We start from the raw sequence: 25229 nt of genomic DNA, 5'->3' as shown, positions 1-25229 counted from the left end.
AAAAACGCGCGGTCGTTCTTCTGACGGGGAACGACCGCGCATGCGGGTGGCTCGCGTATTGATACGACGCGGCGCCGTCGGGCTTAGAAGATGCCCTGAGCGACCATCGCGTCGGCGACCTTGACGAAGCCGGCGATGTTCGCGCCGAACATCAGGTCGCCGTCATGGCCGTACTCCTTCGCCGCGTCGAGCGACTCGGACACGATGTTCTTCATGATGTCCTTGAGGCGCTCGTCGACCTCTTCGAAGGTCCACGACAGGCGGTACGAGTTCTGGCTCATCTCCAGACCGGAGACGGCCACGCCGCCGGCGTTCGACGCCTTGGCCGGGCCGTAGAGCACGTGGTTCTTCTGGTAGACGGCGATCGCGTCCGGCGTCGACGGCATGTTCGCGCCTTCGCACACGACGGTGCAGCCGTTGTCGACGAGTGTCTGAGCCGAGTTGCCGTCGATCTCGTTCTGCGTCGCGCACGGCAGCGCGATGTCGCACTTGACGGTCCACACGCCGCTGCAGCCCTCGTGGTATTCGGAGCCGGCGACGCGGTCGGCGTACTCCTTGATGCGGCCGCGGTGGCCGAGCTTGATGTCCTTGACGACGTCGAGGTCGATGCCCTTCGGATCGTAGATGTAGCCGTTCGAATCGGAGCAGGTGACGACCTTCGCGCCAAGTTCGGTGGCCTTCTCGATCGCGAAGATCGCGACGTTGCCGGAGCCGGAGACGGCGACGGTCTTGCCTTCGAAGGAGTCGTTGCGCAGCACGCGCAGCGCTTCCTGCGTGTAGTAGCACAGGCCGTAGCCGGTCGCCTCGGTGCGGGCGAGCGAGCCGCCGAACTCGAGGCCCTTGCCGGTGAGCACGCCGGTGAACTCGTTGCGCAGACGCTTGTACTGGCCGAAGAGGTAGCCGACCTCACGGGCGCCGACGTTGATGTCGCCGGCCGGCACGTCGGTGAACTGGCCGATATGGCGCTGCAGCTCGGTCATGAAGGCCTGGCAGAAGCGCATGACCTCCGCGTCGGAGCGGCCCTTCGGATCGAAGTCCGCGCCGCCCTTGCCGCCGCCCATCGGCAGACCGGTCAGCGAGTTCTTCAGGATCTGCTCGAAGCCGAGGAACTTGATGACGCTCTCGGTGACAGTCGGATGGAAGCGCAGGCCGCCCTTGTACGGGCCGATCGCCGAGTTGAACTGGACGCGGTAGCCGCGGTTGACCTGCACGTCGCCGTTGTCGTCGACCCAGGCCACACGGAACTTGACGAGGCGCTCCGGCTCAACGAAACGCTGCAGGACGCCTGCCGCCTCGTACTCCGGGTGCTTCGCGAAGACCGGTTCGATGCTCTCGAACACTTCCTGCACGGCCTGCAGGAACTCCTTCTGGTCGGGGTCGCGCTCTTCGACCTTGGCGTAGACGCGCTTCACATACTCATCGGTGAGCATTGTTCCTCTTTCTGCTGTCGGATACGGACAAAACAGCATCATTCTAAAGACAGCGAAAACGCGTACACAAGCATGTTTCATGTTTTGGAAGGTGATTTCGCCGCCGTGGATATCGCCGCGAGCATCACAGCCGCGATGGACACAGTGTTCGCCGTCGCGATCACTCCCGCGAGGTCGCGCCGTCGATTGTGCGGCGGAACGGCAGATAGATCGCCCACGCGACCGGCATCGTGACGAGCAGCGCGGGATAGAACCAGGCGATCGGGACGCCGCTGAACAGCAGACCGCCGATGAGCGGACCGAGGAACATGCCCAGATCGATGCCGGCGTAGTAGGTCGTGTTCGCCATGCCGCTGCGCGCCTTGCCGGCGATGAGCACCGCCTTCGCCTGCGTGACCGAGCTCATCAGCCCGTAGCCGCCGGCCGTCATGACGGCCGCCAACGCGAGCATCCAGAAACTGCGCAGGTGGGCGAGCGACAGCAGCATCACGACGTCGCCGACCGTGCACAGCGTCAGGAAGAACCGGAAGGATTTCGTGTCGAACCAGTTGCACAGCACGATGCGGACGGCGAGCAGCACGAGCGCGTAGATCGGGAAGAACACGGAGACGCCGAACGGCACCTGCATGCGGGCTGCATAATCGACGATGAATGACTGGTTCGCGAAGTAGGGGATGCCGAACATCATGAAGATCAGCGCGATCGGGATCACCTTCGGTTCGAAAAGCGCGCTCAGCCGCGGACGGCGGCCGTCGTCCGCCGGTCGCGCGGCGCGTGCGGCGTACGGGCGGCCGGAGTCCCTGATGCACAGCACGCAGACGACGACGAGCACCGCCATCGTCGACGCCGTCAGGAACGCGGCGCGGTAGCTCACTGCCTTCGAGATGCGGATGCCCAGATCGGGGCCGAAGGCCTGCGCCAACGCGTTCATCGTCCCGTACAATCCCATGCCGGCGCCCATGCGAGACAACGGCAGCAACGTCGACAGCCACGTCGACAGGCACACCGAGATGCAGGCGAAACCGACGCCGTTGACGATGCGTGCGGCGAGCAGCGACGCCGGATTCGACGCATACGCGTACCAGACGTTCGTGATCAGGTACAGTGCGCCGCCGACGACCGCGAGCACGCGTTTGCTCGTACGGTCGGACAGATGTCCGGCGACCGGGCGGCAGAACAGCGCGGCCAGCGACAATGCACCGGCGATGAATCCCATCAATGCGCCGTTCGCGCCGAGCGTGTGCGCGAAGCCGGCGATGATTGGGCCGCTCATCATGCTCGCCGTCATGAAGAAGAACGTGGCCGCCATGATGAGCACCACATCGCGCGTGATCAGACGCTCCTTGCGGCCGTCGCCGTCGCGACGCGTATATCCGTTGGTCGGTGTGCGCCCGCTCATCGACAACCTCCGTTTGTTGCGTCGTTCGTCGGCGTGCTTGGATGCATGGGACATGGAAGCTTCCTTTCGATGGACGTCCGATGGATGTCCGATGGACGTCAAACCGCGCGGATCCGGGGTCGCCGCCGTGCTATGCATGGGGATATGCGCGACCGATCGCGATGATGAACCCGGTGCCCCAGTCGAGTCGGTGGCGTCGTACATGGCGGCGTCGCCATTGTAGGCGCGCGGGCAGGGTCGGAGACCGCGCTGTTCGCGATGCGCCTGACACGGCCGTCGCCGTTGCATGATCGGGCGCCGGCGGATTCATGAATCCGGGATTGTTGCGCACATCGGCGACAATGCGCGCAACGCGGAAGTCGGCGGCAATTCCGACGATATGGACATGTTCCCGTAATCGAGTCGCTTACTATGACAGTACGTGGTCGTCATTGCGCCGATTTCCGCCCTTCTCCATGCCATGAGGCGGAGGGGCACCGACGGATGGCTGGCCATCACCCGTCGGAACACTGAAAAAGGAGTCAGCATCATGTTGGACGGATTCAAGAAATTCATTGCGCGAGGCAATATGGTCGACATGGCGGTCGGCGTCGTCATGGGCGCCGCGGTCACGGGCGTCGTCAACGCGCTCGTCGACAGCATCATCAATCCGCTCGTCGCCGCCATCTTCGGCAAGCCGGACCTGAGCAAGACGTGGAACTGGACGATCACGAACTGGGCCGGAGAGAACTCGGTCATCTCCTTCGGCTCCGTGCTCAACGCGCTGCTCAACTTCCTGATCATCGCCATCGCCGTCTACTTCTGCATCGTCGTGCCGATCAACAAGCTGCGTGACATGAGCGAGAAGGCGATGGCGAAGGTCAAGGGCGACAAGGACGAGGACGTCGCCGCCGCCGAACCCGACCTGAGCCCCGACGAGCAGACCGTCATCCTGCTGCAGCAGATCCGCGATTCGCTCGCCGCCCAGCAGAACACCGGCAACGCCGCCACAGTCACGGCAGCCCCCGAAACCAAGTAGCAGCCGCATTTCGCCGTACCGGTCGCATATACGACCGCATTGCTTGGGCAGGCGTCCCGAATCCGGACGCCTGCCCATGTCGTAATCGGGCATAGAGACAGACAGGGAATACGCGCAATAGGTAGAGGTCACATGCGGGGTAGGAGATCTCCCCGCATGCGCCACCGCACCATGAATCCGGTTCTGCGTCCCACTGGACGCGAAGAATCCCGTGCGCGGCGGCGGTCACCATCAGCGGCCGCCGAACGAACCGCCGCCGGCGCCGCCTGTGCCACCGCCAAAACCACTGCCCGACGACGATCCGCCGCCCGAGGCCGCAGACATCATCGACGAGAAATTGGAACCCATCTGCGAACCGAAATCGAAGAACGACGCGCCGCCGACGCTCGCGCCGCCATCATTCGTGAACGCGGAGCCGGACGTCGTCGAACACATCGACCAGTAGAGCACCGGCGCCATGTCGGCGTGCGCGTCGAGCCATGCGGCGTCACGCAGCTCGACGGCGGCGCTCGCGAACTGTGCGACGACGTCCTTCGAAATGCCGAAAGCTGTCGCATAGACGAGATATTCGCCCCACAGCGTCACGTCAAGCATCGTGCGGTCCTGAAAATGGCTGAAATCGAGCAGATAGCGCGCCAATCCCTCCACCTGTCCGACGATCTCTTCGCCCTGCGGGTCGATCGTGTACTTCGGCGCGCGGATCATCGGGAACAATGTCAGCGTCAACGCCACGCAGGCGACGATGCCGGTGAGCACGACCTCGCCGACGCCGAAGCACAGCAGCACGCAGCCGAGCAGCAGCGACGCGATCGCGCCGGCGCCCCACCAATGCAGCGCGCGGTCGGACACCTGCACGGCATGCGCATGCTGCAGCTCGCCCCGGCACGTCTGCGTGAACTGCTCGAAGCGCTTGCTCGCTTGCTTCCATTTGCGCACCGTCTTGTTCATCTGCCTCGTGTCGAAGACATTCGACTGTGAGCGTTCGCCGATCTCCAACAAGATGTCGAGCAGCGCGCGCTCCGACGCGCACAGGCGCGCCGTGTGAGGATCACACTCGTCGAAGGCGGCGGGCAGCAGCACGAACGTGCACTGTTTCATCGCTTTGCGTCGGCGATCGTCGTCGAGCATACTGAGCCTCGCCCTCGCCATCGACGGCGTCGTCCTCGTCAGATCGAGCGGCGGTTGCCCGTCCTCGCCGTTGTACAGCGCGATTTTGCCGGGGAAGACGGCGACGATGCGTTTGTTGACGAGCGACATCAGCGTGGCAGCCATCGCCGGCGCCGTCGCGGCCTCGCCGTTGCCGTAATCGATGACGATGTTGTACAGCCGTGCCGCGGCACCCGGGCTGAGCGATGGCGCGGCGCGCCAGTATTCGATCGGGCCGCGGTAGCGGATGCCGCGCAGGATGCGTGCGCATTGGATGCACTCGGCGACGACACAGACGAGCCACAGCGCGGCGCCGATGGCGATGCCGGCGATCGTGAGCCGCGCGTCGCATGTGCGTTTGCTGTCCCAGTCGGCGCGCGCCTGCGCTTCGGCGGCGATTGTCTGATCTTTTGTTGTCGTATCCGCCATGCGCATGACATATGGCGTGACATCGTTCGCAGTCATGCTCAGATAGTCGACGTACATGCGCGAACGCACGTCGTGCGCGCGGAATTCGAAACCATCGTCGATGCGGCTGATCGACGATTCGGGACCCTCGAAATGCAGCCACGCCCACGAATCGTCGGCATCGAGCGGCTGCGGGTAGTGCACGCGCGCCGTGAGCGTGCCGATTGGCACCGAGTTCTCCTTCGACACGGGCTCCCATTGGAACTTCGTGACGTCGCTGTAGGAGGTCGCGACGTTGTCGAAGGTCATCTCGACGCGGAATCGCAGACTCGATGCGCGCTTCGTCTCTGGGATGTTCCAACCGACCTCCACCGTCTGCTTATGCGGATCGGCCACGTTGTCGGTAGGTGTGATCGATGTGTATGAGGTCAGCGGTGACTGTTTCGACTTCGGATTCTCGACGTTCGCGATGTACCAGGTGCCGGCGTGCTCGCTGTTCCAGTTGTGTGCGCGGCGCACGTCCTTCGGCTGCACAATGTCGCCCTCGGTGTAGATGTCGCCGGTGTCGAGGCTTTCGACCGCGATGCCGCTGATGCCGATCAGCTGGTTGGAGTCGAGCGTGTAGCGTTGGTAGATCTGACGCCACGGCTTGTGGTTCTTCTGCTTGTCCAGCCGCACGTCAACCGTTTCCGTGATGCGCAGACTGCCGTCGTCCTCCACGGTCACGTCGTAGTCGAGTGTGCGGTAGGCCATGCGCGCGTCACGGCCGCTGTTCGCGATGCCGGCGATGAGGATCGTACCGGCGAAGCCGAGGAGGAGGGCGGTGATGATCGTCGTGACAACGGCCAGCAGAAGGTTGCGCTTGCATGACCGTGGGGATTTGACTGTGCTGGTGCTCATGATGGTTGCCGGCGCCTTTCTTGGGTTATGCATGCCCGGCTTCTGCTTGTGCGAACGTTCGGTGCTGTAAATGATGAAGATTGTGGCATAGGGGAGGAGCGGAGCGGGGCGGCAAGTCCATCTCCTGAGAATGCCGTTGTGTGTGGGGGGAGGGGGAGAGACGCCCGCATTGGGGTATGGGTCGGTTCGTCGGGCGGTTCGATGGATTGGGTCGGAAAAGGGGTCTTTTGCGGGTTGGTTTGTCGATAGTGCCGATGGGCTGGGACGCGGACAGACCTGCCTGCGGGGGAAAATGTCGAGTTGGTCGATGAAACGGGACGAAGACGGATGGCCGGTAGTGGAATATCGGACGCTTGGCGGGGTGAAACGGCGGTATATTGGCGGGAAGGAGCAGTGGGCATCGTGGTGAGATGGCGACGAACCGATAGGAAAGGGGACAACGATGGTGCAGCGGGAATGGGGATCGTGCCCGAATTGCGGCATGAATGTGGCGGCGGATGCCGCGATCTGCCCGAACTGCGGGATGCCGCTTGAGACTGCGCCGATGCCGGATCAAACGCGGGTTGCGACGGGCATGATGTCCGCCATGGACGAGACGGCGACCTTCGTGCCGTCGGTGCCGCCTGCGCCGTCCGCGCCGCCGGTCGTGAATGTGCCGGCTCCGGCACCGCAGCCTGAACCGTCTCATGATGACCGGCATGCGCATGGCGCCGGAAAGGCCGTCATCATCACGGCAATCGTCGCGGCCGTCGTCATCGTCATCGGTGCGGTTGGAGGCTTCATCTGGAATCGTCGGCACCAATCGGAATTGACGCAGGCGCGAGAATCCTGTACCGCCGCTGTGCAGGAACTCGAAGATCAGTACGCGGCCGCGCAGCAGGAAGTCGATGAGGCGCAACAATTGGAAACGTTGTCGGCGGATGATGTGGCCGATGAGGATACAGTCACGGAACTCAAGGGTGCAATCGACCGTTATCGCAAACTCTCCGGCGACAAAAACGGTTTGACCTGCGCAACGGATGCACATAAGGATGTGCTCGACTACGTGACGCAGCAGGCGCGTTCGCGTGCCGACGCACAGCGCAAGGACGCGCAGGCTGTCGCCCAGGCAGTCGAGGCGGTGAAAGCGTCGCGCAAGGCGCAGCAGAAGGCCGATGAGCAAGCCGCCGATGCGGCCGCCGAGGAAAAACGCCAGCAGGAGCAGCAGGCGGCCGAAGAGGAGGCGCGCAAGGCGCAGCGGACAAACGATGATCAGGAATCGACGAATTCGTCAGCACGTGCCAACGGCGAGAACATCGACGGTGATTGGCTGTCCTACCCGAAGGGCGGCAAGCGGGAATACATCAACGCGCGCTACGGATTCAGCGCACAGATCCCCGAGGATTTCGCAATCGTGACGCCCGCACCGGATAACGGCGCCGGACGGACGTTCGTGAACAAGGATCTGGACATGCGCATCACCGTCAGCGCGATGCACAATGTCCTGGATACGACGCCGCAGCAGCAGCTCGCAATGTACAAGAACAATTATGACGTCAGCTACAGCCTCATCAAAGGCGACGTCATGATCGCCACGTGGGCGCAGGATGGCGACGTGCATTATGTGAGGGAGATCATCGGGGAGAAGGCCATCAGCACGATCGAGTTCACCTATCCGGAGACCAACCATGCCTCATGCGATTCGATTCTGGAGGAGACGTCACCGACGCTGTCGGCGCCGTACACGCATGGTGGTGCCGACAGGTAAGGATGGATATATGGCGGTGGACGAAACAACGGCGGCGACGGTGGTGCGCGAGTTCTTCACGGCGGGATACATCGATCATGATTATGACCGTGTGATGGATCTCGTGGCGCAGGACTATGTGGATCACAGTCCGGCTGGAGCGCGCAGCAACGCGGACGCTGTGGGGATTCTGCGCATCGTCGAGGGTATGTTCAACGATTTGCAGTTGACATTTGAGGACGTGTTCGCAGACGGTGCGATGGTGTCCACGCGCATCCGGTATGAGGGCTATCAGATAGGCGAATGCTGCAGGGTTGCGCCGACCGGACGCCGGATTGCGTTCGAGGCGCTCGAGAACTTCCGCGTCATCGACGGGAAGATTGTGGAGTCGTGGGGATATTGGCCCGAAGCGCAGATCGTCGCGATGCTCACCGAGTAGACGACGGTCGTCGATGCCGGGGTCGCTGGGCGGCATCCGCGCGTTGGGTATCGCTCACAGAATAGCGATGTGTGCGTTCTAGCTCGTGCAGACGTCCATGGCGGCGAAGCATAACCGTAACAAAACCAATGGTTACAGGTAATTTCTTCTTCCTATACCGGAATGCAGCACTGTTACAGGACGCGATAATCCATACAGAGGGCATGTACATGCATAAATATGGAATGGATGGGAGAAGGACATGGTCATTTCAGCGGCACAGCAATTGGCGGACGAACTCGTCAACAGGCGCGACGCGCTCAATCGCGAACTGGCGCGCAACGGCGTGCGGTTCGGCATCTACAAGAACGGTGAATACCAGGATCAGCTCTTCCCTTACGATCCGATCCCGCGCATCCTCGGCTCCGATGAGTTCGATCAGCTCGAAGCCGGTCTCAAGCAACGCGTGAACGCGCTCAACGCCTATCTGCGCGACATCTATTCGGACAAGCGCATCGTGCGCGACGGCATCATTCCCGAGGAATTCGTCTACACCTGCTCCGGGTATTTCCCGCAGGTCAACGGCGTGACGCCTCCCGGCGGCGTCTTCGCGCACATCGCCGGCGAGGATCTCGTACAGGGAGAGGACGGCGCTTGGTGGGTGCTCGAGGATAATCTGCGCATCCCCTCCGGCGCCAGTTATCCGCTGTTCGCCCGTGATATCGAGCGCCGCACCACGCCGCGATTGTTCCGTGACGTGCGCGTGCGCGACAACCGGGACTATCCGCGGCTGTTGCGCAAATCGATGGATTTCGTCTCGACCGAAGGCATGGCCGTCGTCCTGTCGCCGGGCCGTTACAACTCGGCGTTCTTCGAACACGCATATCTCGCCGAGAAGACCGGTGCCACGCTCGTGTTCCCCGAAGACCTCGAGGTCGTCGACAACCGGCTGTTCTTCCTTGATTACGCCGGCCGTCGCCACCGCGTCGGCGTCCTGTACCGACGTCTGTCTGACGAGTTCCTCGACCCCTTCGCGTTCAACCCGGATTCGGTGATTGGCGTGCCAGGGCTGCTGAGCGCCTACCGCGCCGGCAATGTGGCCATCGTGAACGCGCCGGGCAACGGCGTGGCCGATGACAAGGCGATTTATTATTTCGTACCGCAGATGATCCGCTATTACCTGCATGAGGAGCCATTGCTCAACAACGCGCCTACCTATATGCCGCTGTTCGAACAAGATCGCAAGGAAATCATGGACAGACTTGGCGAGCTCGTCGTCAAGGACGTCGCCGAGGCAGGCGGCTACGGCGTCGTGTTCGGTTCGTCGCTCGACCGCGAACAGCGTCGCGACCTCGCCGCTAAGATCGCCGAGGAGCCGCGCCGTTTCATCGCGCAGGAAGTCATCCAGTTCAAGGACATCGATGTCATCGATCCCGACACGGGCGAGCGCACGCCCAGGAAATGCGATTTGCGCGCATTCGTACTCACGGGGCAGAACACGCATGTTTGGTATTCCGGTCTCACCCGTTACTCGTCCGTGCCGGGGCAGATGATCGTCAACTCGTCGCAGGGCGGCGGATTCAAGGACACATGGGTGCTCGCGAAGGACACCGGCGTGGAATACGACACGTCGCCGCACGTCGAACTGATCAAGCCGGCCAGTGTCCGCGCGTCCGCGCAATCCGCCGCGCATTCGAGCGCGCTCATCACGAAGTCGAAAGTGGAGAACCTCTATTGGCTCGGCCGTTACAGCGAGCGCGTGTTCACGACGTTGAACACGTTCCTGCCGTTCTATGACCGTGTCATGGACACCGACGTCGATGCGTTCCGCCCGTTCGCCAGCGCGCTCGACCTTCCGCAGGATTTCGCTGATTTCGATACGTTCATCACGTCGTTCCTGTATGACGGCGAGAATCCCGACTCGATTCGCTCCGCCATCCGCTGTGCATTCACGAACGCGGTGCCGCTGCGTCCCGAGCTCGGCTCGCGGCTGTTGCAGTACATCGAGCTGGCGATGGGTGGAATCGACGAGGCCGCCGCGCATTCCTCGCATGCCGACGATTTGTATGATCATCGCGACATAGCCGACCTCATCCTGTCCTTCTGGGGCGGTATCGAGGATTCGCAGATCGACGCGCCGCTCAAGGCGTTGCTGTTCCTCGGCAAGTATCTGGAACGGGTGGATCTGTATACGCGTTTCGGGCTTTCGACGCAGGAGCTTGACGCGCCGCTGCGTAAGATGACCACCTATGTGCAGGTGCTGGATGGTCTGCAGATGCCAGAATGCCTTGAATCTGGTTTGGTGTGGCTCATCGAACAGACCTTGGTGCGCGGCTATGCGCCGATTTCCGAGGCTCTGGCCGCGATGCTGTCTGGTCTGCGGACCGATTCGACTGAGCATCTGTGTGCATGATATAAGGTGTGTCGCGTGAAGAAACTGACCTTTGCGTATGAGATGAAACTGACGTTCAGCGCGCCGGTGGCCGAGCACCGTTTCCAGTTGCGTTGCGCCCCGGTGACCGGCCCTCGTCAGCAGGTCATCGACGTCGATGTGCAGATGGAGCCGCAGGTGGAGCTCGAGTCGACGATCGATTCCTTCGGTTCGCTCGTCATGACCGGCTACATGCCGCAGGCACACAGCGAGTTCGGCTATCGTGTGACCGGCATCGCGTTCGTGGACAATGCGAACATCAAGGAGGAGCCGTTCAAGCCGTTGTATCGGTTCCCGTCCGCGTTGACGAAGCCGGGGCCGGCGATCGAAGCGCTGATTGTGCGCTGCCGCACCCGAATCGATGCATTGGGGGATGGCACCGATGAGCTGGACCGTGCAAGTGTCATCATGGATGAGGTGTATCGGTCGTTCGACTACACTCCCGGATCCACCACAGTGCAGACGACCGCCGAAGAGGCGTTCGCGCAACGCAAGGGCGTCTGCCAGGACTATGCGCATGTGATGCTCGCCGTATGCCGCGACCTTGGCATCGCCGCTCGTTATATCGCGGGATTGCTCGACGGGGAAGGGGCGACGCATGCGTGGGTCGAGGTGTATCGCGACCGCCGTTGGATCGGTCTGGACCCCACACATAACCGTATGGTCGACGACAATTACATCACCATTGCGCATGGCCGTGATTACCGCGACTGCATGCTCGACATCGGCGTCTTCTCCGGCGACAATGTGGCGCAGACCCAGTGGGTGAACGCGTCCGTGCATGAGAGTCTCGTGTAGGGCGGCTGTGCGCAGCGTGAGTGCGATGCTTGCGCTGTTGCGGGCGGCTGCCCGAACAGGCCCCGCTGCTGCCGGATAAAACAGAAAAACCGCTGAAAACCCAGTGTTTTCAACGGTTGTCGTGAGTGGAGCTACCCGGGTTCGAACCGGGGACCCTCTGCTTGCAAAGCAGATGCGCTACCAGCTGCGCTATAGCCCCGAACGGGGGAACACGTGAGAATGCTCCCCACGTGGGCCCGGGAGGACTTGAACCTCCGACCTCATCCTTATCAGGGATGCGCTCTAACCACCTGAGCTACGGGCCCGATCCGATTGCGCTAGACGCAACAGATAAAGAGAATACACTTCAAGGTGTACTTGTGCAAATTGACCGCCGTTCGGCGTGTCGTCGCTCGCGCTACGCGCCGTCTGACCTTCGGTGCACATTCGAACATATGTCCGAATGCATGTTGATAATGCTCGTATGTCTTTTCGTGGAATGCCTCGTGCCCGCTCGTTCTCCGCACCGTCGCGGCGTGCGCTGATCTCGCGTGAGACGCTCAATGTCGACGGGCTGCAGGTGACGGTGCTGCGCAAGAACAACCGCAACATGTATCTGCGTATTAAGCCACCGTATGGCGCCGTCGAAGTGACCGCCCCCGCGCGCATGTCCGAACGGACGATCATCGATTTCGTGCGCGACCGCCGCGAGTGGATCGATGATGCGTTGCGCAAGATGGCGGTCGCGCGTTCGCGCACCTTCGCGTCGGCGGATGTGGATCCGTCGGTGCCGTCGCCGTCGATCGCCGCCGCCGGCGCCGAAGTCTCCGCAGCGCGTGAAACCGACGCCGAAAACTCAGCAGCGGGTTTCACGTGGAACGAACAGTACGTCGAGAAGGCGCGGCGCTCGATCGAACAGCGGATTCCGGCGCTTGTGGAGAAGTGGACGCCGATCATCGGACGTTCGCCGTCGAAGATCACCGTGCGTGCGATGACGTCACGATGGGGGTCATGCACGCCGAAGACATCGCGAATCCGCCTGAATCTGCAGCTCGGATTGATGGATCCGAAGTTCCTCGAATACGTGCTCGTCCATGAGATGACGCATCTGTGGGAGCATGGTCATGGCGCCGGCTTCCAAGCGAGAATGAGTGACGCGTTGCCCGAGTGGAAGGAGCTGCGTCGCGAGCTCAACCGCTGTACGATCTTCGAAGTACCCCAGACGCGCAGCTGAACACTACTCCCAACGCGCGTGCTCGACGTCCACACCCTCCGTGGCGGCCTGTGCTTCGATGACCGCGCGCAACCATTCCGTGAGTCCAGGTTCGATTGCGTCGTAATGTGCGCGGAACCGCGGATCCGCGGTGTACATCTGCGCAAGACACACGTGCATCGACGGCGTCACGTGGTACCACGTGAGTGATTCCCTGTGCCGCAACGCGAGTTCGTTCGCGGTGTCGCTGCCTGGTTCGACGCCGTCGCGCATCGCCCGCGCGAGTTCATGTTCGACTGTCTGCATCGCGTCGCGGTCCGCTTGCTGCTGCGCGTCGTTCATACGGGTGCGGTATTCCGCGTACTCCATCCACTGTGCGCTGTCTCCCCAACGTTCGTGTGCTTCGTTGATATATGGGTCGTTCATATGCTCATCCTTGTTCGTGTTGTGTGCGTATGCGCTGAGTTCATCAATGTCCTGCAACATCAGCTGCAGTTGTGCGATATGGTCGCTGATGCGCGCCCGTTGGTCGCGCATCAATGCGAGCGTTGTCGTGGTTGGACCGTCGAGTGCCGCGCGGATCTGCTCCGTCGTGAGTCCGAGGTCACGGTACAGACGGATACGACGGATGCGTGCGATGTCGTCTTCGCTGTACAACCTGTATCCGTTGCCGTCTCGGCTCGGCCGGAGCAGTCCCGTCGATTCCCAATGCCGCAGCATCCGTACGCTCACCGCGCACAGCGCCGACGTCTCGCCGATCGTCCGTTGTTCACTCATTCGCATGATTCGTACGCTACGGCCTGACATGATGTGAAGGTCAACATGAACGGCGTGTCGAGTAATCGGATTTAAGAAAAAGTGGATGAGTATTGTGGTGTCGCTATCATCACACTGTCACATCACTATCATCACACCATCACAGTGATAGTGATATGACAGTGTGAATGATAGTGATGTGACAGTGTGAATGGCATAGGTTGGTGATAGTCTCGTTCGTGGGCGGGCGGTGGCGTCACAGGACACCGTCGTTCATATATCGATAGTTCGATCGAATCGTTGATTTGTGACCTGCACGTACGGATGCTGTGCCGCGCGCGCTGTGAGAACCGCACATTTGCGCACACAGGCATCATCATTCGGCACACATGTGCGCATACGTAATCGTTTTGCGCACATGTGCCGTGAGCGTCCGCGGCGCAGCAGTTCACAAATCGTCTGACAGCACCGATTGCCGATTTGTGAACCCGTACGAGCGCAAGGAGAGACACGACATCGGCGCAACGACGGCACTGCGTGACGCCACGCACACCACGCACGACAACATCCGTACATATGCCCACTGCGCTCAGCTCATCGCGAGACGCGGATGCGTCGGTGCACGCAATCTGTTGGAACAGGTACATCACTAATCCGATTCCACGAAAGGAACGAACCATGGAACCAGCCAACGAAGCGCGCATCGCGGAACATGACGGCAGTCTGCCGACGGTATTGATGATCGTCGGTTCGCTGCGCAAACAGTCGTTCAACAAACAACTCACGCAGTTCGCCGCGCATGCGCTCGCGGGACGTGCGAACGTGATTTTCCTTGATTGGCATGACGTGCCCGTGTTCAATCAGGATGAGGAGTTCCCGAATCCGGAGTCGGTGACCTCCGCGCGCGCCGCGGTCGCGGGTGCCGACGCGTTGTGGATCGTGACTCCCGAATATAACCACGGGATGCCCGGTCCGCTCAAGAATCTGCTCGATTGGCTGTCGCGTCCGGCTGAGGATGGTTCGCCGTCGCCGCTGTTCGGCAAGACGATGACGATGAGCGGCGCCGGTGGCGCGAATTGCGTGCGCGACAGCTTCGCAACACTGCTGCCGGTCCTTGAGTTCATGAAGATGCGTTTCGCGCCGGCCACGTTCACCGGTGTCGCGTTGAGCCGTGAGATGTTCGTCAGCAACACCCTCGAACTCGACGACGCCGCGCGCACGTCGATTGAACACCAGGCCGACGCGTTGATCGGTATGGTCGCCGAGCAGTAGTCCGACTGTATTTCACCGACACGCGCGCCTGCATGGTTATTGGTGTTGTGGACCGCTGGAATTCCAATGATTTGCAGCACCAATACGCCTAGAAGCCGGATTGAGGGTGATGTGTACAGTTGCTGAATCCAGAATCCTGTCGAATCCCAATTCGTCGAAAACGGAGATGAGCCATTCGGCTATGCGCTTGTTGGTCTCGAACAGTTTCGTGTATCCGCTCTGTTCCGAGAACCATGCCGTACTGGTCAGCTGTTCCGCCACGATCACATAAGGAAGCGCGATGCGTTCCTTGTCGGTGAGTCGCATCACATCGTCATAGCCGCTTATGATATTTCTGTATATGTTCAGCCATGTCGAGAGTGCGGCATCATCGTTCGGGTCAAAGCTTTCGCTGAGAATGGCGAGGGCTGCGTAACAGGGGTCGTACATGCGCAGGCTGCTCTTCGACAGTTCGAAATCGATAAAACTCCATTCGTCGTGCGAGACGATGATATTCGATGGATTCGGGTCACCGTGGATGATCTGTTTGGGCAGATGATCATACAATTCCCCAAATGTATGCAAATACTTCTGACAGAATGATTCGGGAAGCGGAAGGACGCGTTTCATTGTCGGCAACGCCCAGTCTTTCACCGATTCGTACGGGTTCACATCGTTCACGGACGCCGTCACTTGACGTAAAGCGTGGTGCAGTTTTCCAATGGCCTCACCGAGGATCCGTGCTTTGGTGGCGTGATCCCCTTCGTAAAAATCCTGAACCGACAATTGCGCACCAAAGATTCTCTGGGTCATATAGAAGAACAGTCCGCTGTCCTGTACATATGCGCGGCCATCTGTTGTCCTGATGATTGGGGACACGCATTTGTCGGCACTGTGCAGTGCCTCGTAGAGCGCCACGGCATTTTTGACCTCATCGAGGTTTCCGGAACACTTCAGGACACAATCATCGCCGACGTAAAAGGCCCTGGCTTCTTCCTCTCCACTGCCCTTGGGGTGAATGTCAGTGATTGGTTCATCCGCCAATCCCCAATGCCCGAGAACTCCCAAGGTCTCCTTGCGTGACATCATGGACTGCTCCTTTCTACATACTGCTCTACATACTGCGATGCGGTTGACCGTGCGAGCTGTCGCAGTTGCTACAGCAGCCCGCTCATGTACGGCGGCAGACTGACGCGATCTCCGGCGTGTTCGAGTTGCTCGGGGAGCAGGGCGTATTCGGTGCCGACGCGAGTGAAGGGGATGACACCAGCGGCTTCTGACTTTGTCGCGCTGCGGTACGCTACGGCACCTCCCACCGTACCGCAGCGCGGGAGTGGTATGCAAGCAACACGGTTGCACGGAATGGCGTGTGCTGAACGTCGATTTTAGCGCTGAATGGCGGATTGTGAAGGTCGATTGTGACACGGGATGGCGATTGTGGATTGTCATATCGATACATTGACGCGCTCCTCGCACCGCTCAACGAGCGTTCATCGCACCGCACAACAGAGAAAGCTGGGGCTGCGTAGTCGCAGCCCCAGCCGAACACTGTAGAGAGAAAGAAAAAGGAGATATTCAGTTATCCCAGTTCGCGTATCCCGTGAGCTGACGTCTCCAATATAGACGCGCCTATCTTGGAAAACCGGTGACGCATCCTCAAAGAACGTTGTCAATACGCGGAAATATCCATGAGTCGATGAGTTGAGTGGGATAGTGCCACTATATTAGTTGATATATCAACTAATCCGTGTATCGTGGATGGTGACGGAAGGATTGTGATGGAGCTGATCGGACCCAGTGTGGTCGTGCTGATGCGGCAGTTGAATGTTTTCCTCGGCCGTCATATACGGGAAGCCAACATGACCGCATCGGAACTGATGTATCTCGCGCCACTGTACGAGGAGGACGGCCTGACACAGGAGCGGCTCTCGGCGGTGCTCGCGGTCAACAAGGCGGCTACGGCGCGCATCGTGAGGAAACTGGAATCGAAAAACCTCGTATTGCGTCGGACACAGATGGACGATCGCCGCTCCAAGCGGATATGGCTCACCCCTCAGGCGAAAGCCCTGGAACCAACCATCCGTGGACTTCGAGACGAGTGGGACGCGTACGTGACGCAAGGGATGACGGACGAGGAGGTCTCCTTCCTCGAGCGCCGTCTTGCCCACATGGCCGAACGTGCGAAACAGCTCAATGCCACACAAGCCAATGAATGAAAGGATTCCATGATGGATATGCAACAAGCGATGAGTGAACGTCACATGGTCCGTAAATATCTCGACAAACCCATTCCTGCGGATATCGTGGCGAAATTGGAAGAACGCGTACAGAAGAACAACGAAGCATATGGGCTGTCCATCAAACTCATGACAGACAACGGCAGTGCGATTCCGATGGCGATCAAGCTGCTGTTGGCGAAAGACGTCAACAATTTCTTCATCATGGCGGGACCCGACGGCGCCGACGAGCGTCTGGGATACGCCGGCGCGGATCTCATGCTATATGCACAGACCCTCGGACTCAACACATGGTGGGTCGGTGGCACGTTCAGCCGCAAAACCGTGCAGCGGGAGGCGGGAGGCGCCAAACCCGTCGGCGTTGTGGTCGTCGGGTACGGGGCGACACAAGGCACGCCCCACAAAACAAAGACACCCGCGCAGGTGAGTTCGTATGACGGCCCGGCTCCGCAATGGTTCACTGATGGCGTCAAGGCGGCGCTCTTCGCGCCTACGGCGCTTGACAAGCAGGATTTCTTCATCACCGGCACAGGGCATGACGTCTCCATCACATGCGAGGAGAGCATCTTTGCCGGAGTGAACAAAGGATTGGTGAAATACCACTTTGAACTTGGAGCAGGTGCCCAGCACTTCACATGGGTGCAGTGAGGCCTGTGCACTCCGGTCACTTTCCGACCGGTAACCACAGGCAACGGTGCGCCTGCGGCGGAGCGCCCGCGCACGCCTTACGCTCGGAACTACGTGAAATAGGTTAGGAGCGATCGCATGGCGAAGACAATCGATATCACTGGCGCGCGCGTGCACAATCTCAAACATGTGGACGTGCAGGTGCCGATCGGCGAGATGGTCGCTGTCGCGGGCGTATCGGGTTCCGGCAAATCATCGCTCGCGCTCGGCGTGCTCTATGCGGAAGGGTCGCGTCGCTATCTGGAAGGATTGTCGACGTACACGCGTCGACGCATCGCGCAGAGCGGTGAGGCGAAGCTCGACGCGATCGAACATGTGCCGCCGGCGCTCGCGTTGCATCAGCGGCCGAGCGTTCCCGGCATCCGCAGCACCTTCGGCACGATGAGCGAGCTGCTCAACAGTCTGCGGCTGATGACGTCCCGTCTTGGCAACTACAGCTGCCCGAACGGCCATATGCTTGATCCGACGCCGAATGTCGCGCTCGAGAGGCCGATCGTCTGCCCGGTGTGCGGCGAGCATGTGCAGCCGCTTGGCGCCGAGGATCTCGCTTTCAATTCGGGCGGTGCTTGTCCGGCATGTTCAGGCACGGGCATCGTGCGCACCGTGGACGAGTCGACGTTGATCGCCGACCCGAATCTGACCATAGAACAAGGAGCGGTCGCGCCGTGGCGTTCGCTGATGTGGTCGATCATGGTCGACGTGTGCCGTGAGATGGGCGTGCGCACCGATGTTCCGTACAAGGACCTCACCGATCATGAGAAGGAGATCGTGCTGCACGGCCCCGCCGAGAAACGGCACATTCTGTACCACTCGAAGAAACTGAACCGCGCCGGCGAACTCGACTTCACATACTTCAGCGCCGAACGCACCGTGCTCAACGCGCTCGACAAGGCGAAGGACTCGAAGGCGCTCAAGCGCGTCGAGCCGTTCATCAAAGAGGAACGATGCCCCGACTGCCACGGCACACGGCTCAACGAACGCGCGCGTACATTGCCCGTCGACGGCAGGACGCTGCCCGAACAGTGCGCGATGCAGCTCGACGACCTCGCGGCGTGGGTGCGCACGGTGCCCGCGACGATGCCGGACGACATGCGCGAGATGGCGCGGACGATCGTCGACGAATTCACGCGCACCGCGCGTCGTCTGCTCGAACTCGGCCTCGGCTATCTGACGCTCGACCGTGCAGGCTCCACTTTGTCTACAGGCGAGCGCCAGCGCATCCAGCTCGCGCGCTCCGTGCGCAGCGAACTGACAGGCGCGATGTATGTGCTCGACGAACCGTCGATCGGCCTGCACCCGGCGAACGTCGACGGACTCATCGGCGTCATGCGCGACCTCAAAGCGCAAGGCAACACCGTCATCGTCGTCGACCACGACACGCGCGTGCTGCGCGACGTCGACTGGATCATCGAAATGGGACCCGGCGCCGGCGCGCACGGCGGCACCGTGATCGCGCAGGGCACGGTGGGCGACGTCGAAGACGATCCGCATTCGCTCATCGGCCCGTTCCTCGCGAATGAACGTGCGCGCATCGTGCGTCCGCAGACAGCCGCCGACGCGATGTTCGATGAAGGTTCGATCGACATCGCGACATCGCCGCTGCACACCGTGCACGCGTTGGACGCGCATATCCCGAAACATCGACTGACCGTCGTCACCGGCGTCTCCGGCTCCGGCAAGACGACGCTCGTTCTCGAAAGCCTCGTGCCCGCGCTCAACGCGAAGATCGCCGACGAACGCATGCCCGAACACGTACGCGCACTTGACGCGCCGGGCATCGAACGCGTCACGATAATCGATGCGACGCCGATCGGCGCCAACGTGCGCTCAACCGTCGCCACCTACAGCGGCATCCTCGACGATCTGCGTCGCCTGTATGCGCGCACCGATACGGCGAAGGCGCGCGGCCTGAAAGCGGGCGCGTTCTCCTACAACACCGGCTCGCTGCGCTGCCCGACGTGCGACGGCACCGGGCAGATCACGCTCGACGTGCAGTTCCTGCCCGACGTGGACATCGACTGCCCCGACTGCCACGGCAGCCGCTACGGCGATCAGGCGGGTGAGATCACGTGGACGCCCGCGGACGGCGCAACCGCGGTGTCGCTGCCGGACGCGCTCGCGATGACGGTCGATGAGGCAATGGTTGTGTTCGCCGGGCAGCGGCGCATCCATGCGAAACTCGCGACGCTTCACGAACTCGGCATCGGCTACCTGACACTCGGCGAGAGCACGCCGGCGCTATCCGGCGGCGAGGCGCAGAGACTCAAGCTCGCGAGCGAAATGGGACGCGCGCAGAAGGGGACGCTATTCGTCTTCGACGAGCCGACGATCGGCCTGCATCCGCTTGACGTATGCACGTTGATCGGCGTCTTCCAGAAGCTCATCGACCACGGTGCGAGCGTGCTCGTGATCGAACACGACCTCGACATGATCGCGAACGCCGACTGGATCATCGACATGGGACCCGGCGGCGGCGAAAACGGCGGCGAAATCGTGGCCACCGGCATGCCGACACAGGTCGCCGCGAATCCGCTCAGCGTGACCGGCGAATATCTGGCGCCGTGCGTCGGCGTGACGCGGCGGTGAAGGCCGGGTGCGTGGGCGCGGGTGTGTGGGTCGGTTGTGATCGGAGTGGGTGCGGGGCGCCCCCAACACGTTCGCTAAGGTGACCAGTTGCGACCGGACCGGGTGCAGTCTGTACCGGCCGCGTTCGCTTAGCCAGCCGATAGCGATCGGACTGGGTGCAGTCTGCACCAGTCTCGTTCGCTCAGCCGCGGTGCCGACCGACGTCCGGCCGATCACCGCCGCCCTCTTTGCTACGCTTCGTGGCAGCGTCGACGGCTGCTGAGATGAACGCGTCGCCTCGCCCCCGCCGCTTCTATGCTGAAGGGACACCGTGCGACGAAGGAGCGGGAAAGGCGGCGACATGAGTTTTTCGCAGCGGCATCCGTATTTGTTCTGGCAGCTCGTCGGCTGGGGTCTTACGCTTGTTGATTTCGCGTTTCTGGTGGTCGCGGCGCTCAACGATTTCGGCGAGTGGAGTTATCCGATCATCGTGTTCACGTTCATCGCCGCGTTGTTCGCGATCATCGGCTCCCCGTTCTTCATCTATTGGTCGCGTCGCAGTCGTCTGCCGCAGACAAGTTCGGAAACGGAGAGTCGCGTGATCCGTAACGACATCACGTCGATTCTCATGCTGCGCAAGAAAACGTACGCCACGATGGTGTGCATTGCCATGGTCGCGTTGGTGATCGGACTTGCGTATGTGACGTATATGCTTGGCGAGTACGGTCACATTCTGCTGGGTTTTGTGTCGATGGTGTTCATGATCGTCATCCCGTTCATCGCGTGCGAGCGCTACCTCGCGTTCGTCAGAAAACGATTCCTCGTCGTCAAGGACGCCGCACAGTTCGTCAGGATGCGCGACGCCTACTATCTATCGGATTTGCGCTCGACGCGCATGCCGATACTGCCGTTGCCGAACGAACCGTCCGATGCGATGCTTGATTTTCTCTACAACTGGCTGCGCCGCTACCTGATGTCCAGCCAGCTCACGCTCATCAGCGTCACCCGTGCCGATCTGCGCCGCGTCGGCATCGTGCTTGTCGATAACAGTGAGACTGAGGACGGTCTGGAACCGAATGGTCCATTGATTGCGATTCCTGAACATCAGCTTGATCTGAGCGGTGCCAACCGTGCGCAGTTCGACAAGGAATGCAAGGCGCTTGGCGCGTTCGACCTGCCGACGCAATCCCAAACCGCGGGCATCTGCATCTAGGGTTTTGTGTGACGCAGTATGGCGGGGACCGGGCCGCGTGTTCACGTCCGAATTCTGTCTCGATGATCAAGTCGTATCTGATCATCGACTGAGTACGGCGACTGTGCAGAGTAACTGTGCAGACTGACCCTGTAGTAGCGAAGCCACTTCAGGCGCCGCTTGGCGCCGTCTTTTCGTACGCACGATGGCTGTGTATATCAGGGTTCGCGGCTGGCAAACCGCGGACCCTCTTGTTGTATCTCCATTCATCATCCACTGATGTTTTCCGAAGCATTGTGTCTCAGCAGCCCGTGTTGGACATGGCGTCCACCCGGCGCAGCAGTGCAGCTTCGTCGGTAGCGAGGGACTCGCTCAGCGGCTTGACGATCTTGTCGAACATGCGGATGAGCGGCGCATAGTCGCCGACGAGCATCGCGCGCGCGGATGCGACGTCGTTCTCCCGCTTGCCGATCAGTCGCCAGTCGAACCGCCATCCGGCATCGCGCGCCACCAGGTCCCAGAAGAAGCGCTGCGTGCGTCCGTTGCCTTCGCGGAACGGATGCAACACATTGAAATCGTCGTAGTGGACGCTCATCCGCTCCACGAATCGCCGGCGACTCAGACCGCGCAGATAGCGGTCGTCGGCAAGCGCGCGCTCGCAGTACGGGATGCCCGTGACGAACATGTGCGTCGGCAGGAACGTCGTGTATGCCTTGCTGATGGTGACGGTGCGCAGCTTGCCTGCCCAGTCGTACGCGTCCTGAAACAGATAGCGGTGGATCTGCTGCAGCTGCCGCACGGTGCCGAGCGCCGGTATCTGCATCGTCTGCAGTTTGATCGATCGGACCGTGAACCATGTGAACTCGATCGTGGAGAGCGTTTCCGCGTCGTGTACGCCGACGAGATTGCGCAGCACCTGCGTGCCGGGGATGAGATACGGGTCGACGGCTGTCGCATTCGTGCCGGTCGTCTGATGTTCCAATTCGGCATCGCGATAGGGATAACGAGCAATTGCGAGTTTGGTCAGCTGATCCTCATCAACCTTGCCGTCGGCGTATGCGATGAATATGTCCGCGAAGTCGCCGTCGATATGTCCGCCTTCCAACGCGACCGATTGCAGCGCGAGATCGACGTTCCGCCGACGGATGTCGTTCGGCACGACGTCGTTTGTTTCGTCGTTCGTCGATGTACCCATGCCGTCATGTTCTCATATGCGAACATGACGGTCAATGACGGAGGAGGCAGATTGTAATTTGAGGGTCAGTGTGTGGAGTTCGGTTTGGAATAGAGCTCATGCTGCAGGTATTCGTCGTACAAGTCTCTCAGTTGGTTCACGGTGGCATCGATCCATCGTGAATCTTGTATTGTTCGCCTGCGGGCTTGGGGTGTGATGAAACGTCCTAACTCGTTTGCGAATTCCTTAGAATGCATGACGGTAGCGATGTCGCGGTCGGACTTGAGGTGTGCTCGCCAGTCGGGGCTCTCGCCATAGTCGGACTGTTTGCGGTCGATCATCTCCCATACATGTGTTGGGTCGACGTCGGTTCGGCTGCCGATCCAACCCATGTCCCACAGATCCCTGTATCGGATGTGCCCTGACGCGATATAGGAAAGCATCTTGTCGGCAAGGATCTCTTCGCGACTTTCTGCCGAGATCGGTAGGGGAAAGAACATGCTTTCGAGATGAGAGTAGTTGACCCGTACAAGCGTCATTCGCGGATCATAGGAGGGGATGGCTGCGATTTCGAGTTTGATACGCTGGCTGGGCATGTCTTTGGCGAGCAGGGCTGTTCTGATTTGAATGCTCCATTTGTTCACCTTCCGTTCCCGAGTTGGCGGACGAACGGTTACATGTGATTCCGGGGAGACTTCTTTGAGTCTGTTCTCGATGGCGTTGCCCAATGCGGTAAAGTCGTCGAGTAAAAAGCTGGGTCCGCCGGCGAAGTCGAGATCCTCGCTGTAGCGTGGGGAGCCTTGGCATAAGCGCAACGAGGTGCCGCCCTGGAACGTTAACTGCTCCAGAAAACCGTTCTCTCTCATTGCGGACAGAATATGGTAATGATAGATTTCTTTGGTGATGACGGGCACCATATCTGGCGTCGCATCCTCCTCGGCTATGATTGCCGCGAGTTCTTCCGGTGTCTCCTCACTCATCTTCGTCTTCCTCCAGCTCCTCATAGTCGATTAAATGTAGGTTGCGACCTGTGGCTTTGAGATTTTCATATGCGAATCTCTTGCCTGCCAATGGTAGGCGTCCCTTTCTCATGATCAGATTCGGGATGATGCGCGAGGGTTTGAGGTCGCTGTGTGTGAACTCGATTGTGCCATACTTCGTGCAGAATTCGCCTTCTCGCCCAGTCGTCATGTAGGTGACGCGGCCTAATGGAATTTGGCTGATAACGCCCCATTGGCTTAATGCACTCTCGAGGCTCTCCCACACCAGTTTGCCTGGACGCAATGCCTTGGCGATGTCATCCAATGTGGATGCGCCGATATGCTTGGAGTAGGGGAACACGTAAACTCCTCTGCTCACCCGTTCGAGGATGCCGGCTTTACATAATGAAGCAATCGTGGCGGTGAGCCTACGTCCCGTCTCTCCGAATGGAATTGCCAGATCGTGCTTGCGATACACATACAGCCCCATCGATCGGTCTGCCTCTGCTAGGCGGTGTAAGGCGGCGGCTCTATCCATATCCTCCAGTCTACAGCAGTTACCATGGATTGTGTAATTACTGTAGACCAAGGATGTCGGATAAGCTCAAGATCTGCGTTAGGGTATCTTCGTTGATGTCAGTCGTCGTGTGCGCGGAATTGGGCGATGGGTTTGCCGTCTTTCGTCTTCCACTGCGTCCACCCGTTGCTCGAGCTGCCGGTGACGAACGCGGCGGCTTGCGACGGCGAGCTGAAGCGCACATCGTTGCGCACGACGCCGTGCACATCGATGTTGTCGCGGCGCAGTGCGCGTGCGGTTTTGTCGAGGCTCGGGCTGTCATTACCGGCGACATGCTGCCCGGCGCGGATCGTGAGTGCGCCGTCCTCGACCGTCATCTCCACGTTTAGCGGCGGCCGTTTCCGTGAGAGGAAGTAGACGCCGTCGGGGATGCGCTGGACAGCGGTGAACTCGGTGTGGTTGCGTACGGCGACGTCGAACACCTGTTGTTTGGATTCCTGTGTGGGTTCCGGGAAGATCTGCCGACCTTCGAACGACGACAGCAACTCGATGGCCAAGTCGAGATCCAATGCGAACAGTTCGGATCCAGGCACGCGCGCTTTGGCGAAGATGTCGTCGAGCATGCGTTCCTTCTCGTCATAATCCTCAACTTCGATGGCGAACTTGCGCTTTAGCCCGGTCACGTTGTTGTAGCCGTTGCGTTCGAGGGCGTACATGCGGTCGTCGAAGCGATTCGTCGCAGTCTTGCCGATCTTGATGAGTCCCGGCACCACCGTTGACATCACATACAGCACGCCCCTCGCCATGGGGAGCCTCCTTCGGGTTGATTGATGGTGCTCTCAGTATAGGTTGGCTGAGCGTTAGGAGCACGAACGCGAAGAATGATGACTGACGTGCTTTGAGAGTAGTAGAGGGTCCGAAGGCTTGTTGCCTCGGACCCTCTATCGCGTTTTCACTTTGCAGGCCATCACAAGAGCCTGATTCAGAAGCAAAACGAAGATTCA

Annotated in this window: 20 protein-coding genes, 2 tRNA genes and 1 pseudogene; 12 read left to right on the top strand and 11 right to left on the bottom strand. The window is 60.5% G+C overall.

Features of this window, described 5'->3' with window-relative positions; translation table 11 throughout:
• Positions 1–83: 83 nt before the first annotated feature.
• Both gdhA and G606_RS0104385 read right to left on the bottom strand, forming a co-directional pair.
• Positions 84–1430 (bottom strand): NADP-specific glutamate dehydrogenase, encoded by a 1347-nt coding sequence (gene gdhA / locus G606_RS0104390; RefSeq protein ID WP_026644926.1) that lies wholly within the window; start codon positions 1428–1430, stop codon positions 84–86.
• Between the two features lie 160 nt (positions 1431–1590).
• Complete coding sequence (locus G606_RS0104385; protein WP_155802774.1) at positions 1591–2883, bottom strand: MFS transporter; 1293 nt, start codon at positions 2881–2883, stop codon at positions 1591–1593.
• 475 nt (positions 2884–3358) lie between these two features.
• Here G606_RS0104385 and mscL point away from each other — a divergent pair, with 475 nt between their 5' ends.
• Positions 3359–3847 (top strand): large conductance mechanosensitive channel protein MscL, encoded by a 489-nt coding sequence (gene mscL, locus G606_RS0104375; protein WP_026644924.1) that lies wholly within the window; start codon positions 3359–3361, stop codon positions 3845–3847.
• A 231-nt stretch (positions 3848–4078) separates the two neighbouring features.
• Here mscL and G606_RS0104370 read toward each other — a convergent pair whose 3' ends face one another.
• Positions 4079–6301 carry a DUF2207 domain-containing protein gene (locus tag G606_RS0104370; protein ID WP_051198524.1) on the bottom strand — a complete coding sequence of 741 codons (2223 nt, stop codon included), beginning with the start codon at positions 6299–6301 and terminating at the stop codon, positions 4079–4081.
• A 442-nt stretch (positions 6302–6743) separates the two neighbouring features.
• Between G606_RS0104370 and G606_RS11520 the strand changes: the two are divergent.
• From G606_RS11520 to G606_RS0104350, 5 genes and pseudogenes are all read left to right on the top strand, one after another.
• Positions 6744–6827 (top strand): annotated as a pseudogene (locus G606_RS11520) (zinc ribbon domain-containing protein); the annotation flags it as partial.
• 60 nt (positions 6828–6887) lie between these two features.
• Positions 6888–8048 carry a hypothetical protein gene (locus tag G606_RS0104365; RefSeq protein ID WP_231371408.1) on the top strand — a complete coding sequence of 387 codons (1161 nt, stop codon included), beginning with the start codon at positions 6888–6890 and terminating at the stop codon, positions 8046–8048.
• A gap of 10 nt (positions 8049–8058) precedes the next feature.
• Positions 8059–8466 carry an ester cyclase gene (locus G606_RS0104360; protein WP_034523597.1) on the top strand — a complete coding sequence of 136 codons (408 nt, stop codon included), beginning with the start codon at positions 8059–8061 and terminating at the stop codon, positions 8464–8466.
• Between the two features lie 241 nt (positions 8467–8707).
• Entirely contained in the window at positions 8708–10858 is a 2151-nt protein-coding gene (locus G606_RS09910) for a circularly permuted type 2 ATP-grasp protein (protein WP_051198522.1), read from the top strand.
• A gap of 15 nt (positions 10859–10873) precedes the next feature.
• Positions 10874–11674: a transglutaminase family protein gene (locus G606_RS0104350; protein ID WP_026644920.1), complete on the top strand. Its 801-nt coding sequence runs from the start codon at positions 10874–10876 to the stop codon at positions 11672–11674.
• Positions 11675–11800: 126 nt separating this feature from the next.
• Here the strand turns inward: G606_RS0104350 and G606_RS0104345 are convergent.
• Both G606_RS0104345 and G606_RS0104340 read right to left on the bottom strand, forming a co-directional pair.
• A tRNA-Ala gene (locus G606_RS0104345) sits at positions 11801–11873 on the bottom strand.
• Positions 11874–11905: 32 nt separating this feature from the next.
• A tRNA-Ile gene (locus tag G606_RS0104340) sits at positions 11906–11979 on the bottom strand.
• A 158-nt stretch (positions 11980–12137) separates the two neighbouring features.
• Between G606_RS0104340 and G606_RS0104335 the strand changes: the two genes are divergently transcribed.
• Positions 12138–12887 carry a M48 family metallopeptidase gene (locus G606_RS0104335; RefSeq protein WP_026644919.1) on the top strand — a complete coding sequence of 250 codons (750 nt, stop codon included), beginning with the start codon at positions 12138–12140 and terminating at the stop codon, positions 12885–12887.
• A 3-nt stretch (positions 12888–12890) separates the two neighbouring features.
• On the opposite strand, the gene G606_RS0104330 is transcribed toward G606_RS0104335, so the two are convergent.
• Entirely contained in the window at positions 12891–13643 is a 753-nt protein-coding gene (locus G606_RS0104330; protein ID WP_026644918.1) for a MerR family transcriptional regulator, read from the bottom strand.
• Between the two features lie 657 nt (positions 13644–14300).
• On the opposite strand from G606_RS0104330, the gene G606_RS0104320 reads away from it, so the two are divergent.
• A complete protein-coding gene (locus tag G606_RS0104320; RefSeq protein WP_034523596.1) occupies positions 14301–14894 on the top strand; it encodes an NADPH-dependent FMN reductase in 594 nt (197 codons plus the stop codon).
• A gap of 36 nt (positions 14895–14930) precedes the next feature.
• Here the strand turns inward: G606_RS0104320 and G606_RS09905 are convergent, their stop codons facing one another.
• The gene (locus tag G606_RS09905; protein ID WP_051198518.1) at positions 14931–15962 is read right to left on the bottom strand and encodes a phosphotransferase enzyme family protein; all 1032 of its coding nucleotides are present in this window, start codon (positions 15960–15962) and stop codon (positions 14931–14933) included.
• A gap of 689 nt (positions 15963–16651) precedes the next feature.
• Here G606_RS09905 and G606_RS09900 point away from each other — a divergent pair.
• The 4 genes from G606_RS09900 (at position 16652) to G606_RS09895 (ending at position 21575) form a co-directional block, all read left to right on the top strand.
• Positions 16652–17089 (top strand): MarR family winged helix-turn-helix transcriptional regulator, encoded by a 438-nt coding sequence (locus tag G606_RS09900; protein ID WP_051198516.1) that lies wholly within the window; start codon positions 16652–16654, stop codon positions 17087–17089.
• 9 nt (positions 17090–17098) lie between these two features.
• A complete protein-coding gene (locus G606_RS0104305) occupies positions 17099–17758 on the top strand; it encodes a nitroreductase family protein (RefSeq protein ID WP_231371407.1) in 660 nt (219 codons plus the stop codon).
• Between the two features lie 117 nt (positions 17759–17875).
• Entirely contained in the window at positions 17876–20383 is a 2508-nt protein-coding gene (locus tag G606_RS0104300) for an excinuclease ABC subunit UvrA (RefSeq protein WP_026644915.1), read from the top strand.
• 340 nt (positions 20384–20723) lie between these two features.
• Positions 20724–21575, top strand: a complete 852-nt coding sequence (locus G606_RS09895; RefSeq protein WP_051198513.1) for a hypothetical protein — start codon at positions 20724–20726, stop codon at positions 21573–21575.
• Between the two features lie 280 nt (positions 21576–21855).
• Here the strand turns inward: G606_RS09895 and G606_RS09890 are convergent, their stop codons facing one another.
• The 4 genes from G606_RS09890 to G606_RS0104275 all read right to left on the bottom strand — a co-directional run bounded on the left by G606_RS09890 (position 21856) and on the right by G606_RS0104275 (position 25031).
• The gene (locus G606_RS09890; RefSeq protein ID WP_081664005.1) at positions 21856–22749 is read right to left on the bottom strand and encodes a Fic family protein; all 894 of its coding nucleotides are present in this window, start codon (positions 22747–22749) and stop codon (positions 21856–21858) included.
• Positions 22750–22814: 65 nt separating this feature from the next.
• The gene (locus G606_RS09885; protein WP_051198511.1) at positions 22815–23708 is read right to left on the bottom strand and encodes a nucleotidyl transferase AbiEii/AbiGii toxin family protein; all 894 of its coding nucleotides are present in this window, start codon (positions 23706–23708) and stop codon (positions 22815–22817) included.
• Positions 23701–24246, bottom strand: a complete 546-nt coding sequence (gene abiEi, locus G606_RS0104280) for a type IV toxin-antitoxin system AbiEi family antitoxin (RefSeq protein ID WP_026644914.1) — start codon at positions 24244–24246, stop codon at positions 23701–23703. Before abiEi ends, G606_RS09885 begins: the two co-directional genes overlap by 8 nt.
• Positions 24247–24344: 98 nt before the next feature.
• On the bottom strand, positions 24345–25031 hold the full coding sequence (locus G606_RS0104275; RefSeq protein ID WP_026644913.1) for a DUF4357 domain-containing protein: 687 nt from the start codon (positions 25029–25031) through the stop codon (positions 24345–24347).
• Positions 25032–25229: the final 198 nt, after the last annotated feature.

Origin of the sequence: Bifidobacterium sp. AGR2158, assembly GCF_000424225.1 — a bacterium.
GTDB classification, from domain to species: domain Bacteria; phylum Actinomycetota; class Actinomycetes; order Actinomycetales; family Bifidobacteriaceae; genus Bifidobacterium; species Bifidobacterium anseris.
The sequence above is the reverse complement of the archived record's forward strand: the minus strand, read 5'-3'. Positions and strand labels throughout refer to the sequence as shown.

What these genes read in the sequence shown, in the direction of transcription:
- gdhA (WP_026644926.1), bottom strand. Translation starts at nt 1,430, where the DNA reads ATGCTCACCGATGAGTATGTGAAGCGCGTCTACGCCAAGGTCGAAGAG.
- G606_RS0104300 (WP_026644915.1), top strand. Translation starts at nt 17,876, where the DNA reads ATGGCGAAGACAATCGATATCACTGGCGCGCGCGTGCACAATCTCAAA.
- G606_RS09900 (WP_051198516.1), top strand. Translation starts at nt 16,652, where the DNA reads ATGGAGCTGATCGGACCCAGTGTGGTCGTGCTGATGCGGCAGTTGAAT.
- G606_RS0104275 (WP_026644913.1), bottom strand. Translation starts at nt 25,031, where the DNA reads ATGGCGAGGGGCGTGCTGTATGTGATGTCAACGGTGGTGCCGGGACTC.
- abiEi (WP_026644914.1), bottom strand. Translation starts at nt 24,246, where the DNA reads ATGGATAGAGCCGCCGCCTTACACCGCCTAGCAGAGGCAGACCGATCG.
- G606_RS0104360 (WP_034523597.1), top strand. Translation starts at nt 8,059, where the DNA reads ATGGCGGTGGACGAAACAACGGCGGCGACGGTGGTGCGCGAGTTCTTC.
- G606_RS09905 (WP_051198518.1), bottom strand. Translation starts at nt 15,962, where the DNA reads ATGATGTCACGCAAGGAGACCTTGGGAGTTCTCGGGCATTGGGGATTG.
- G606_RS0104330 (WP_026644918.1), bottom strand. Translation starts at nt 13,643, where the DNA reads ATGAGTGAACAACGGACGATCGGCGAGACGTCGGCGCTGTGCGCGGTG.
- G606_RS0104385 (WP_155802774.1), bottom strand. Translation starts at nt 2,883, where the DNA reads ATGTCCCATGCATCCAAGCACGCCGACGAACGACGCAACAAACGGAGG.
- G606_RS0104335 (WP_026644919.1), top strand. Translation starts at nt 12,138, where the DNA reads ATGTCTTTTCGTGGAATGCCTCGTGCCCGCTCGTTCTCCGCACCGTCG.
- G606_RS0104320 (WP_034523596.1), top strand. Translation starts at nt 14,301, where the DNA reads ATGGAACCAGCCAACGAAGCGCGCATCGCGGAACATGACGGCAGTCTG.
- G606_RS09890 (WP_081664005.1), bottom strand. Translation starts at nt 22,749, where the DNA reads ATGGGTACATCGACGAACGACGAAACAAACGACGTCGTGCCGAACGAC.
- G606_RS0104365 (WP_231371408.1), top strand. Translation starts at nt 6,888, where the DNA reads ATGGACGAGACGGCGACCTTCGTGCCGTCGGTGCCGCCTGCGCCGTCC.
- mscL (WP_026644924.1), top strand. Translation starts at nt 3,359, where the DNA reads ATGTTGGACGGATTCAAGAAATTCATTGCGCGAGGCAATATGGTCGAC.
- G606_RS09885 (WP_051198511.1), bottom strand. Translation starts at nt 23,708, where the DNA reads ATGAGTGAGGAGACACCGGAAGAACTCGCGGCAATCATAGCCGAGGAG.
- G606_RS0104305 (WP_231371407.1), top strand. Translation starts at nt 17,099, where the DNA reads ATGATGGATATGCAACAAGCGATGAGTGAACGTCACATGGTCCGTAAA.
- G606_RS09910 (WP_051198522.1), top strand. Translation starts at nt 8,708, where the DNA reads ATGGTCATTTCAGCGGCACAGCAATTGGCGGACGAACTCGTCAACAGG.
- G606_RS0104370 (WP_051198524.1), bottom strand. Translation starts at nt 6,301, where the DNA reads ATGAGCACCAGCACAGTCAAATCCCCACGGTCATGCAAGCGCAACCTT.
- G606_RS09895 (WP_051198513.1), top strand. Translation starts at nt 20,724, where the DNA reads ATGAGTTTTTCGCAGCGGCATCCGTATTTGTTCTGGCAGCTCGTCGGC.